General features: G+C 45.1%; 10 protein-coding genes and 1 pseudogene. 4 read left to right on the plus strand and 7 right to left on the minus strand.

Translation table 11 applies throughout. The features are described from left to right. Nucleotides 1-112 precede the first annotated feature (112 nt). A pseudogene (gene evgS / locus ACJHWR_RS23575) lies at nt 113-2,902 on the plus strand (acid-sensing system histidine kinase EvgS); the annotation flags it as partial. Nucleotides 2,903-2,957: 55 nt separating this feature from the next. On the opposite strand, the gene yfdE reads toward evgS, so the two are convergent. The 5 genes from yfdE to ACJHWR_RS23600 all read right to left on the minus strand — a co-directional run bounded on the left by yfdE (nt 2,958) and on the right by ACJHWR_RS23600 (nt 9,323). After that, the gene (gene yfdE, locus ACJHWR_RS23580) at nt 2,958-4,103 is read right to left on the minus strand and encodes a CoA:oxalate CoA-transferase (protein ID WP_000183691.1); all 1,146 of its coding nucleotides are present in this window, start codon (nt 4,101-4,103) and stop codon (nt 2,958-2,960) included. Nucleotides 4,104-4,176: 73 nt separating this feature from the next. Beyond that, nucleotides 4,177-5,121 (minus strand): transporter YfdV, encoded by a 945-nt coding sequence (yfdV, locus tag ACJHWR_RS23585; protein ID WP_000955028.1) that lies wholly within the window; start codon nt 5,119-5,121, stop codon nt 4,177-4,179. 68 nt (nt 5,122-5,189) lie between these two features. Continuing rightward, nucleotides 5,190-6,884, minus strand: coding sequence for an oxalyl-CoA decarboxylase (gene oxc / locus ACJHWR_RS23590; RefSeq protein ID WP_001283480.1), 1,695 nt, complete (start codon nt 6,882-6,884; stop codon nt 5,190-5,192). A 53-nt stretch (nt 6,885-6,937) separates the two neighbouring features. After that, nucleotides 6,938-8,188, minus strand: coding sequence for a formyl-CoA transferase (gene frc / locus ACJHWR_RS23595; RefSeq protein ID WP_000106759.1), 1,251 nt, complete (start codon nt 8,186-8,188; stop codon nt 6,938-6,940). Between the two features lie 511 nt (nt 8,189-8,699). Continuing rightward, nucleotides 8,700-9,323, minus strand: coding sequence for a YfdX family protein (locus ACJHWR_RS23600; RefSeq protein WP_000825615.1), 624 nt, complete (start codon nt 9,321-9,323; stop codon nt 8,700-8,702). A 295-nt stretch (nt 9,324-9,618) separates the two neighbouring features. Between ACJHWR_RS23600 and ypdI the strand changes: the two genes are divergently transcribed. After that, nucleotides 9,619-9,894 carry a colanic acid biosynthesis lipoprotein YpdI gene (ypdI, locus tag ACJHWR_RS23605; RefSeq protein ID WP_000867661.1) on the plus strand — a complete coding sequence of 92 codons (276 nt, stop codon included), beginning with the start codon at nt 9,619-9,621 and terminating at the stop codon, nt 9,892-9,894. A gap of 76 nt (nt 9,895-9,970) precedes the next feature. On the opposite strand, the gene ACJHWR_RS23610 is transcribed toward ypdI, so the two are convergent. Continuing rightward, the gene (locus ACJHWR_RS23610) at nt 9,971-10,213 is read right to left on the minus strand and encodes a YfdY family protein (RefSeq protein ID WP_000639883.1); all 243 of its coding nucleotides are present in this window, start codon (nt 10,211-10,213) and stop codon (nt 9,971-9,973) included. Between the two features lie 352 nt (nt 10,214-10,565). Between ACJHWR_RS23610 and lpxP the strand changes: the two genes are divergently transcribed. Together lpxP and ypdK are read left to right on the plus strand one after the other, a co-directional pair. Then, nucleotides 10,566-11,486: a kdo(2)-lipid IV(A) palmitoleoyltransferase gene (gene lpxP / locus ACJHWR_RS23615; protein ID WP_000484405.1), complete on the plus strand. Its 921-nt coding sequence runs from the start codon at nt 10,566-10,568 to the stop codon at nt 11,484-11,486. Nucleotides 11,487-11,841: 355 nt separating this feature from the next. Then, nucleotides 11,842-11,913, plus strand: a complete 72-nt coding sequence (ypdK, locus tag ACJHWR_RS23620) for a membrane protein YpdK (RefSeq protein WP_010723117.1) — start codon at nt 11,842-11,844, stop codon at nt 11,911-11,913. A gap of 64 nt (nt 11,914-11,977) precedes the next feature. On the opposite strand, the gene alaC is transcribed toward ypdK, so the two are convergent. Continuing rightward, nucleotides 11,978-13,216: an alanine transaminase gene (gene alaC / locus ACJHWR_RS23625; RefSeq protein ID WP_000785950.1), complete on the minus strand. Its 1,239-nt coding sequence runs from the start codon at nt 13,214-13,216 to the stop codon at nt 11,978-11,980. Nucleotides 13,217-13,234 lie beyond the last annotated feature (18 nt).

Raw genomic sequence — 13,234 nt, forward strand, 5'->3', positions numbered from 1 at the left:
GTCCTAAGACATCAATCATCTGCTCTCCAATGACTAGTCTAAAAACTAGTATTAAGACTATCACTTATTTAAGTGATATTGGTTGTCTGGAGATTCAGGGGGCCAGTCTAGCTATGAAGTATCACAAAATTGGCTTGATACAGGAAACCTGGCCTTTCTGAACAAACCATTAGAACTCACTGAACATGAAAAACAGTGGATTAAGCAGCATCCCGATTTAAAGGTGCTGGAAAATCCTTACTCGCCACCCTATTCTATGACAGATGAAACTGGCTCAGTTCGGGGCGTGATGGGTGATATTCTTAATATTATTACCTTGCAAACAGGTTTAAATTTTTCTCCGATCACCGTTTCACACAATATTCATGCGGGGACACAGCTTAACCCCGGTGGATGGGATATATTGCCCGCCGCTATTTATAGTGAAGATCGAGAAAATAATGTTTCATTTGCTGAAGCCTTCATAACAACGCCTTACGTTTTTGTCATGCAAAAAGCGCCTGACAGTGAACAAACATTAAAAAAAGGAATGAAAGTTGCCATTCCATATTATTATGAGCTTCATTCGCAATTAAAAGAGATGTATCCGGAGGTAGAGTGGATAAAAGTCGATAACGCCAGCGCTGCATTTCACAAGGTCAAGGAAGGTGAACTTGATGCTCTGGTCGCGACACAGTTAAATTCGCGTTACATGATCGACCATTACTATCCTAATGAACTTTATCATTTTCTTATTCCCGGCGTTCAGAATGCATCACTTTCGTTCGCTTTTCCTCGCGGAGAACCGGAACTTAAGGATATTATTAATAAAGCACTGAATGCAATTCCCCCAAGCGAAGTTCTGCGCCTGACCGAAAAATGGATTAAAATGCCCAATGTGACCATTGATACATGGGACCTCTATAGCGAGCAATTTTATATTGTTACGACATTATCCGTTTTATTAGTTGGCAGTAGCCTTTTATGGGGATTCTACCTGTTACGCTCAGTTCGTCGTCGTAAAGTTATTCAGGGTGATTTAGAAAACCAAATATCATTCCGGAAAGCACTCTCGGACTCCTTACCGAATCCAACTTATGTTGTAAACTGGCAAGGTAATGTCATTAGTCACAATAGTGCATTTGAACATTATTTCACTGCTGATTACTATAAAAGTGCAATGTTACCATTAGAAAACAGTGAATCCCCCTTTAAAGATGTTTTTTCTAATACGCATGAAGTCACAGCAGAAACGAAAGAAAACCGAACAATATACACACAGGTATTTGAAATTGATAATGGCATCGAGAAAAGATGCATTAATCACTGGCATACCTTATGTAATCTGCCAGCAAGCGAACATGCTGTTTATATTTGTGGTTGGCAAGATATTACCGAGACGCGTGATTTAATTCATGCACTCGAAGTAGAGAGAAATAAAGCGATCAATGCAACTGTCGCAAAAAGCCAGTTTCTGGCAACAATGAGTCACGAAATAAGAACACCAATAAGCTCCATTATGGGCTTCCTGGAACTACTGTCGGGTTCTGGTCTTAGCAAGGAGCAACGGGTGGAGGCGATTTCACTTGCCTACGCCACCGGACAATCACTCCTCGGCTTAATTGGTGAAATCCTTGATGTCGACAAAATTGAATCGGGTAACTATCAACTTCAACCACAATGGGTCGATATCCCTACTTTAGTCCAGAACACTTGTCACTCTTTCGGTGCGATTGCTGCAAGCAAATCCATCGCATTAAGTTGCAGCAGTACGTTTCCTGAACGCTACCTGGTTAAGATCGACCCTCAGGCGTTTAAGCAGGTCTTATCTAATTTACTGAGTAATGCTCTCAAATTTACTACCGAGGGAGCAGTAAAAATTACGACCTCCCTGGGTCACATTGATGACAACCACGCTGTTATCAAAATGACGATTATGGATTCTGGAAGTGGATTATCGCAGGAAGAACAACAACAACTGTTTAAACGCTATAGCCAAACAAGTGCAGGTCGTCAGCAAACAGGTTCTGGTTTAGGCTTAATGATCTGCAAAGAATTAATAAAAAACATGCAGGGCGATTTGTCATTAGAAAGTCATCCAGGCATAGGAACGATATTTACGATCACAATCCCGGTAGAAATTACCCAACAAGTGGCGGCTATAGAGACAAAAGCAGAACAACCTATCACACTACCTGAAAAGTTGAGCATATTAATCGCGGATGATCATCCGACCAACAGGCTATTACTCAAACGCCAGCTAAATCTATTAGGATATGATGTTGATGAAGCCACTGATGGTGTGCAAGCGCTACACAAAATCAGTATGCAACATTATGATCTGCTTATTACTGACGTAAATATGCCGAATATGGATGGTTTTGAGTTGACTCGCAAACTCCGTGAGCAAAATTCTTCCTTACCCATCTGGGGGCTTACAGCCAACGCACAGGCTAACGAACGTGAAAAAGGGTTAAATTGCGGCATGAACTTATGTTTGTTCAAACCGTTGACTCTGGATGTACTGAAAACACATTTAAGTCAGTTACACCAGGTTGCGCATATTGCACCTCAGTATCGCCACCTTGATATCGAGGCCCTGAAGAATAATACGGCGAATGATCTACAACTGATGCAGGAGATTCTCATGACTTTCCAGCATGAAACGCATAAAGATCTACCCGCTGCGTTTCATGCACTAGAAGCTGGCGATAACAGAACTTTCCATCAGTGTATTCATCGCATCCACGGTGCGGCTAACATCCTGAATTTGCAAAAGTTGATTAATATTAGCCATCAGTTAGAAATAACACCTGTTTCAGATGACAGTAAGCCTGAAATTCTTCAGTTGCTGAACTCTGTAAAAGAACACATTGCAGAGCTGGACCAGGAGATTGCTGTTTTCTGTCAGAAAAATGACTAAATTGCGGCTCCCACAATGTTCTAATGTGGGAGCTATTTACCAGCACATCTTACATTTATGATGAGAACTCCTGGCGAATTTGTTCCCCATGCTGGTCGAGCGTTGCCGCTCCCGGCATAACATGCGGGTCCGCGCAGCCGCTGATTTTTATCGGATTACCTGGCATCATTATTCCTCCGGCTTCAATCAACATATTTCTCGCCTGAGTTTGTGGCAAATTAATGGCCTCAGCCACACTTAATAACGGCGCGACGGGTACACCAACTTCATGTATTCTGGCTAACCAAACTTCAGCTGCCTGCGTTTTTAACGTTCGCTCAATATATTGTTTAAGAATAGCCTGGTTTTGTACGCGTAAAATATTGCTGCTAAATCGGGGATCATTAACCAGTTCTGTAAGCTCCAGTGCCTGGCATAACGCAGAAAAAAGCTTGTCATTACCACAACAAATTGTAATCGGCTTATCCTGAGTATCAAAAACATCAAAAGGTGCCATGTAGGGATGGCGATTTCCCAGGCGTTGTGGTGACTTCCCAGTCGCGATATATGCCATCAGTCCATGCTCCAGAAAACTCAGCGTGGCATCAAACATCGCTATATCGACATGCGCACCTCTCTGGCTCTTTTCGCGGCCATAAAGTGCACTCACTATTCCGCTGAATAAATAAACACCACCACATAGATCCGCAAGAGAGGTACCAACGCGCACTGGCGGAGCATCAGGGTATCCTGTTTCCATCATTATCCCGCTCATTGCCTGAATGATGGTATCGTAGGCAGGAGCATCTTTTAGCGGACCGGTATGTCCGAAACCTGACGATGAAGCATATATAAGGCGCGGGTTGATTTCTTGTAACCTTTCCCATGAAAACCCCAGTTTTTCCATTGTACCTGGGCGAAAATTCTCAGCTAATACATCAGCTTGTTTAAGCATATTTATAAATATACTTTTATCGTGATCATTCTTTAAATCAAGAACCACACTCTCTTTGCCATGATTAATAAAACTGTAATAGAGTGACTGTCCATCCACATAGGGACCAAATGTGCGGGTATCATCACCATGACCTGGCGGCTCAACTTTAATTACCCTTGCGCCCATATTACAAAGAAGTTGAGTTCCGAAAGGCCCATTAAGGACATGCGTCATATCGATAACTAATAAGCCTTCAAACGGCCCTTTGCTTTCATTATTTGTCATTTGCTTATGCCTTGAAAAAAGCCGAAGGTGAAAAGACACTTCGGCATTTATGTAAAATCAATAACATGATTAATTATGAAACCAGTCGACTGACATAAATCCACAAGGGAGCCGTGACGACAAAGCCCAGTACGCTCACAGCCAATGATGCTGTACCAGTGCGGGTATAGACATTAAACCGGCTGGCAATAATGATTCCGGAGAATGCCGGCGGTAAGGCGCCTGCCAGTACCATCATCTGCAAATGTTCGCTGTTCAAATGACATGCCATACCCACGAGAAGCAGCGCCAGTGGCATCAGAATCAGCTTCAGGAAGGTGTTATAAGCAATTTCGGCACTGAACTCGAATTTATGTGCAGCCAGAGTCAACCCCGCAGCGAATACCGCTACCCCTGAGTTAGCCTTCGCAATCAGATTAAAGGTTGGGTCCCATGCTGCCGGAATTTTTACCCCAACCAACACCAGGATCGTTGCCAGAACAGGTGCCCATACTACTGGCTCCTTTGCCGCAGAAATTAATGCGCTCAGATTGCTATTCTTCTTACCATCCGCTCCTGAGGAAGGATTCAACAAATACAGACCAATAGGAATAGTAATTGCGTTAACAATAATAGAAATAATTGCTACCACTAAACCTGTTGATACGGAATCACCATAAATAGGGTCGAGAACTGCAAACCCCAGGAATCCGATGGTAGGTGAACCTGCAATTAATGCACATACTGCTGCTTCTGCATGGGTACGTTTAAAAAATTTGTAGCAACCAAACCAGGAGAAAAAGAAACATCCGACAATAACCACAAGTGATACAAGGGTCAGGCGAGTGTCCGCAAAAATCATTTCCCTGTTTGCCCGGGTAATAGAAACAAATAGGGCCGCAGGAAGAGCGTAGTTTAATACCAGTTTATTAAATGCCCGGGCTTGATCTTCTGAAAAAGTTTCTCGTCTGCCGCTAAAATAACCCAACAGCATGATTACGATAATAGGCAATAAATCGCCAATAAAAAATGTTAGCATAATAGTATTTCCGATAAGGGTCCCCTCACCATCGATAATGAGTTGGCAAGAGGAGACGATGTCAGTATTTAATTACCAGCGACTTGTTTTGGGTTAAGTTTGGTAATATGGCCACTTTCAGTTCCTGCTGCAGGGTCGATGACCACATTAATAATGGTCGGTTTGCGCGACTGAATACCGGTGGTTAAAGCATGACGAAGTTCATCTGTCGTGGTGACGTTATAGCCAACGCCACGAAACGCATCCATTAATTTGTCATACCTTGCATGGTGCAACAGATCTGTTGGTGATGGTGCACCAGCGCCACTGAGATCAACACCGTCTCCTCTGTAGATGCCGCCATTATTAAAAATAACGATCGTCACCGGCAGGTTATATCGACAAATCGTTTCAATCTCCATCCCACTGAAACCAAAAGCACTATCACCTTCAATGGCGACAACCGGAGAACCAGAGGTCACGCTAGCACCGATGGCATAGCCCATACCGATGCCCATGACACCCCAGGTGCCACAATCCAGACGACGACGTGGTTTATACATATCAATAATATTTCGTGCATTATCCAGGGTATTTGCCCCTTCATTAACTAAATAAATATCCTGGTTCTCGCGCAAAACATCGCGCACGGCACTCAATGCATTAAAGTAATTTAATGGTTGGGTATCTGTACTTAACTTTTCATGCATTTTTTGTGCATTTTGCTGCTTGTGGATATTTAAAATATCGCGCCATACCAGTGGAGTCGTAAATGTGTTTTGTTTCAGTTCTGCCAGCATACCTTGCATACTGGATGCAATATCGCCAACGACTGGCACAGCAATGGGGCGGTTGCTGTCAATTTCCTGCGGTTCAATATCCAGTTGAATAAACTGTGTATCTGCCGCCCATCCTTTTTTACCGTGTGCCAGTAACCAATTCAGTCGTGCACCAACAAGCATGACAACGTCAGCATTTGCCAGGGCAAACGAACGCGCAGTTGCCGCAGAAAGTGGATGTGTATCTTCCAGGATCCCTTTCGCCATAGACATTGGCAGGAATGGAATCTGGGCACTTTCAATAAATTCACGAAGCTGTTCATCAGCTTGTGAATACGCCGCGCCTTTGCCAAGGATAACTAATGGTCGTTCAGCTTTTGCTAAAAGCGAAATTGCGCTAGCGACTGACTTCGGGCATGGCAATAATGCTGGCGACGGATTTTCAACTTTTACAATCGTGGTTAACGCTTCGTCTTTTTCCATCGTCGCGGCCAGGACATTTGCTGGCAAATCAAGATAAACTCCGCCAGGGCGACCCGATACTGAGACCCGGATAGCGCGTGCCAATGCAATGCCAAGATCCTGCGGCTGATTAACGCGGAATGCTGCTTTGGCATACGGTTTTGCCGCATTCATTTGGTCCAGCTCTTCATAATCACCTTGCTGTAGGTCGACGATCGCGCGGTCGCTGGAGCCGCTAATCATGATCATCGGAAAACCATTTACCGTTGCGTTGGCCAATGCGGTCAAACCATTGAGGAATCCTGGCGCAGACACTGTCAGGCAGATCCCTGGTTTTTGGGTAAGAAAACCGCTTGCCGCAGCGGCATAGCCTGCCGACTGCTCATGACGAAAACCAATATAACGAATGCCTTCCGCCTGGGCATGGCGTGCCATATCCGTCACAGGAATACCTACAACACCATAAATAGTGTCAATATTATTCTGTTTTAATGCTTCAACGATGATATGCATACCATCTGTCATTTGAAGTTGATCTGACATGATTAATAACCTCGAAATTTTTATAAATTGGGAGCCAGAAGCCCCCGTTAATATCAGATGGCGTGGTTTTGCTTCATTGCAGCAATTTCATCGTCGCTATAACCCAGCTCCTGCAATACAGCAGCGGTATGTTCACCTAATAGCGGCGCAGCTTTAATATCCGGCGTAAAGGCAGAGAATTTCATTGGACAACCAACTGTCAGATATTTTCCACGCAACGGTTGTTCCACTTCGACAACACTGCCACTTTGGCGCAAAGAGGGATCAAGTGAAATTTCTTTCATACTTAAAACCGGTGCACAAGGAATATCAAACTGAGTCAAATAGGCCACAGCTTCATGTTTATCAATAGTGACAGTGTATTTTTCGATTTCAGCAAAAATATCGAAAATATGTGGCTGTCGGGCATGGGCTGTACTGTATGCCGGATCGGTAATCCATTCTGGTTTGCCGATAGCTTTACAGGTGTTTTCCCAGTTTTGCTCCTGAATAGTGAAATAAATATAGGCATTAGGATCGGTTTCCCAGCCTTTACATTTCAGGATCCAGCCAGGCTGACCGCCACCACCCGCATTACCTCCGCGGGGAACTGCATCACCAAATGTGCCATTCGGATACTGCGGGTATTCTTCCAGATAACCCAATTTATCGAGACGCTGCTGGTCGCGTAATTTCACGCGGCAAAGGTTCAATACGGCATCCTGCATTGACATGGTGACTCGTTGCCCACGCCCCGTTTTTTCGCGATGCAGCAAAGCAGCAAGTAAACCGATCAGTAAATGCATTCCGGTGTTGCTGTCACCCAACGCTGCAGCGCTTACCAGCGGCGGACCGTCCCAAAAACCCGTAGTGGATGCCGCGCCACCCGCTGCCTGAGCAACGTTTTCATAGGCTTTTACATTCACATAAGGCGAACACTCATCAAACCCTTTGATCGAACCAAAAATCAGACGTGGATTGATTTCTTGAATATGCTCCCAGGTGAAGCCCATGTGATCAATGGCCCCAGGATGAAAGTTCTCGACTAAGATATCAGCTTCGCGGATCAGCTTTTCCATTACCTCTTTGCCTTCCGCTGTTTTGGTATTTAATTCAATAGAACGTTTGTTACTGTTAAGCATGGTGAAGTAAAGCGCATCGATATCAGGAATATCTCGCAGCTGGTGACGCGTTACGTCACCAACGCCGGGACGTTCAATTTTAATGACGTCAGCGCCAAACCAGGCCAGCATTTGAGTACAAGATGGGCCAGATTGCACACCGGTGAAATCGAGAACTTTAATTCCTTGAAGTGGAGTTGACATAGCAATACCTATTAGTTAATTAAATATGTGTTAATTTAGCGTTTATTTAAGACATAACGCCTCTATAAATAATCCGCAAAATATCGTCGTAGCTGCACTCGATATTTTTAAATTCCTGTATCAAGTACTGAAAATCATTTCATCGCTACTTCCAATTCCTTTCTGCATGGTAAGTAGTGAGGACGAAAAGAAGAATATGATAAATATTGGCTCGCGGTAATCAGAGAGAGCCGCGACATTTGTGATGTTATTCTTACAACTGTAAGAAGCGCCAGTGATTTACAAGTAAGGGTATGATTACGCTTTTTAAAGCGTACCATAAAACATAACATAATAAATGATTTGTGATAACACGGGATTATTGCGGTTTACTTTGAGGAAGATAAAATTCGAGTTTATAGAACCGCGAGCGCCAAATAATTTTATGGCCACAACCTGTCGTATTGTGGCCATAAAAAATTGTCGGCTGGAGGGAGTAAAATCCTTTACCTCAATATATTGCCTGTCAGCTTTAGTTCACAAACAGTGCTTCGCTATCGACGATGATTCCATCTTCCGCACCTTTAAGCGCCAGGTTTGCCTCGTAGTATTGCTTTTTATCAAGCAGTTTCTGCGCATCAGCAAGTGCATTACGAGTCTGTTTAAGCGGCATCAGATATTGGTTTTCCATTACACCAACACCGGCCAGGCGAAGCTCTTCCATTGCGCCCTTTTTATCCCCTTTCGCCATTTTTTCGTTGGCAATTTTTATCGCGGCTTCTTTTTCAGGTGTCGCTACATAACTCTCAGAAATTCCGACAGATGCATTAATGACAATATATTGGTCATCATTGACATTGGTCTTTTTACCTGGCTTTGCGAACTTTGCCCATTCGGTACTGTCATCTGACAACAAAGCGGAAGCTTCATTGGTCAGTTCTTTTGCCTTTTCCGGATCGCCATGAAACAGAGCCAGGCGCGCTACCTGCACGTCACGCATCGCATATAAACCTTGTTCAGAGATACGCTCTGCTGCTGCCGTTTGCTGAACTTGCTGAGTTTGCTGTTGTGCCGCTACCGGTGCATTATCAGCAGCCCATACAGTTGAAGATGCCAGAACTGCTGTGACCATCGTAGCCATAATTAAACGTTTCATACTTACCTCATTCTTTAACAGTTTTAGAAAACGCCGCCATCATATTGGGTGAGCATGAAATGAGAAATCAGAGAGCAACGGACATTTTGAAAGGGTTATCTTACAACTGTAGTTATTATCGCAAAGCGGCATTTAGTCTTACAGTTGTAGGAATATGCTTCCTGTCACAGAGAACTATTCTTATATACCAAAAAGAGATGTCATTTATTATATCGATGTAAATACTGATTAATTATATGTAAATACAGCAATAACGTCGTAGGTTTTCAGTGAACCATTTTCAGGATAACTTTCTATGAAAGTAAACTTAATGCTTTTTAGCTTATTTTTATTGGTCTCTATTATGGCATGCAATGTTTTTGCATTTTCTATTTCTGGTGGTGGTAGTGAGGCGAGCTATAAAGAGACAGAAAAAACGTCAATGATGACGACAACTCATTCTACAAAATTTCAGCCATCACAGGCGATTTTGTTAAAAATGAGAGAAGATGCGCCACCATTAAACCTCACAGATGAAATTCCGCCCCCTTTTCCGACAAAGGCGAATTATCTTATCCATCCTGTGCGATAGCGTCTGTCACATGGCAGGTGAACAATCATGCCTGATGCTGATGTGAACACCTGCCCAAATGAACCATCCTGACCCACTAGCGCCTGCCATACCCCACCATAAAGCGAATCATCAAGCCACAAGCCGGGGCAAGAAACATAAATATCCCCGTCACTAGTTCATTACCGCCAGTTAACCACATGGTGAAGTAGTAAATGAGTGCAGCGAGGATCACCATGCCGAAGAAAGAAGAGACCGCCGAGACCACGTTCAGGACCTGACCGATGTATCCGCTTACGCAGACAATACACAGGGCGAGAAACATCCATAAATAAATCATAGCTCAACCTCCTGCCGCGCTAAAAAACCTGTAACTTCAGTCACTTTAATAGTAAGACAATCCTTAACCTCTGGCAATTTTTGCTAAGCATCAATGAAAACAGCACGTTAAATGCAACGCTATTGCGTGCGGAAAACTTTTTACTTTGCACGATTAATAATCAGTAGCTGAAAGCAGTCAGCCAGTGATAAAGTAGAGCCACCGCATTCATGCTCCTCGTGGTTATGTCCTGACTAGTCTTTACACTCTTTACAGGAACCATTGTCGTACATGATGGCCTAATCAATTGAGTGTACCGCTGTCGACATGGAATCTTCTGCGATACAACAATTCGTATCTACAGAAGGTAACTATGTTTCCACAATGCAAATTTTCCCGCGAGTTTCTGCATCCTCGCTACTGGCTCACATGGTTTGGGCTTGGTGTACTCTGGCTTTGGGTACAACTTCCTTATCCTGTTCTCTGCTTTCTCGGCACGCGTATTGGCGCAATGGCGCGACCATTCCTGAAACGGCGTGAATCTATCGCCCGTAAAAACCTGGAACTTTGTTTCCCGCAGCATTCTGCGGAAGAACGCGAGAAGATGATTGCCGAAAACTTTCGTTCACTCGGCATGGCGCTGGTAGAAACCGGCATGGCGTGGTTCTGGCCCGACAGTCGCGTACGTAAATGGTTTGATGTTGAAGGGTTGGATAATCTTAAACGCGCACAAATGCAAAATCGCGGCGTAATGGTTGTCGGCGTCCATTTTATGTCGCTGGAACTGGGCGGCCGCGTGATGGGACTTTGTCAGCCAATGATGGCCACCTATCGTCCACATAATAATCAGCTGATGGAATGGGTGCAGACCCGTGGTCGCATGCGCTCTAACAAAGCGATGATCGGCAGAAATAATCTGCGCGGCATTGTCGGTGCACTGAAGAAAGGTGAAGCGGTATGGTTTGCTCCCGATCAGGATTATGGTCGTAAAGGCAGCTCCTTCGCGCCGTTCTTTGCGGTGGAAAATGTTGCCACAACCAATGGTACGTATGTCCTTTCACGTCTCTCTGGCGCAGCCATGTTAACCGTAACGATGGTAAGAAAAGCGGATTACAGCGGATATCGTTTGTACATCACCCCAGAGATGGAAGGCTACCCGGCAGATGAAAATCAAGCCGCTGCCTATATGAACAAGATTATCGAAAAAGAGATCATGCGCGCACCGGAGCAGTACCTATGGATCCACCGTCGCTTTAAAACGCGCCCGGTGGGAGAATCGTCGCTATACATTTAACAAACTGCTCTTACTCTTTCCCTCCTCAAATCAGCCATAATAACCTCATGGTTTTTATGGCTTTTTTCTTAAGGTTTTTTCCTTCGCTGAATCTCTAATTATTACCGTCAGAAATTAAACTGTCGCCGATATGAGACACCTGTAAGTTACTAAAAGTAAATAAGAAAATGCCTCTTGTCTCGTTTCAGTTTTAGGCGTACATTAGCGCCGTCTGGAGCAGTTTAGCTCAGAATTCTGGGGTGATGCCCACGGTAAAATACAGGACTTTTAAGGTCGTTTTGCCCGGTGTCAACTCACTGTATCAGGTGTAATGAAGTCATTCAGGCGTAACAGTAATTACGCGGAGAGATGTAAAGTGAAATATTTCTTTATGGGCATTTCTTTTATGGTCATCGTTTGGGCCGGTACTTTTGCCCTGATGATCTAAAAGCAAACTGTGCAATGAAAAACAGGAGCCATCTGGCTCCTGTTTGCATTTCTGGCGATGGTGTTTATTCCGCGTTTTCGTGAATATGTTTGCTGCTGGCGGGTAGTAAACCGTCGGCACGGAACATCGCTTTAATTCCACGAATCGCCTGGCGAATACGATCGCGGTTTTCAATCAGTGCAAAGCGAACATGGGTGTCGCCGTAGTCGCCAAAGCCAATCCCTGGAGAGACACAGACCTTCGCTTCGTTAAGCAGCTTCTTGGCAAATTCCAGTGAACCCATGGCCGCATATGGTTCCGGGATTTTCGCCCAGACATACATCGAAGCCTTCGGCATTTCGACCATCCAGCCCGCTTCATGCAGCCCTTTTACCAGTACATCACGGCGGCGTTTGTACTGTTCAGCAATGTCGCGCACGCACTGTTGATCGCCCTCCAGCGCCGCAATCGCTGCCACCTGCAACGGCGTAAAGGTGCCGTAATCGTGATAGCTTTTAATACGTGCCAACGCGCTGACCAGCGTTTTGTTACCGACCATAAAGCCGATACGCCAGCCCGCCATGTTGTAACTTTTCGACAGCGTAAAGAACTCGACCGCCACATCGCGTGCACCTGGCACCTGCATGATTGACGGCGCTTTCCAGCCATCGTAGACGATATCGGCATAGGCCAGGTCATGGACCACCAGCACATCGTAGCGTTTCGCCAGCGCCACAACCTTCTCAAAGAATTCCAGCTCCACGCATTGCGCGGTTGGGTTCGACGGGAAGCCGAGGATCATCATCTTCGGTTTCGGATAACTTTCGCGAATGGCGCGTTCCAGTTCGTTGAAGAAATCGACACCTTCCACCAGCGGCACTGAGCGTACCTGCGCCCCGGCAATCACCGCGCCGTAAATATGAATCGGGTAGCTTGGATTAGGCACCAGTACAGTGTCACCATGATCCAGCGTCGCCAGCATCAGATGCGCCAGTCCCTCTTTCGAACCAATGGTGACGATAGCTTCTGATTCCGGGTCGATCTCAACGCCGTAGCGATCCTGATACCAGCGGGAAATGGCGCGACGTAACCGCGGAATGCCGCGCGACGTGGAGTAACCATGCGTGTCCGGGCGCTGGGCCACCGTACATAATTTTTCGACGATATGCGGCGGAGTCGCACCGTCCGGGTTACCCATACTGAAATCGATAATATCTTCGCCGCGCCGACGCGCAGCCATTTTCAGTTCAGCGGTAATATTAAAAACGTAGGGCGGGAGACGATCAATACGCGTAAAGCGACGTTCAGGGCGAGTGTCAGCCATAATTTCCTCAGATTAACG

This window comes from Escherichia sp. WS568 (assembly GCF_046486085.1).
Classification (GTDB): Bacteria; Pseudomonadota; Gammaproteobacteria; order Enterobacterales; family Enterobacteriaceae; genus Escherichia; species Escherichia coli.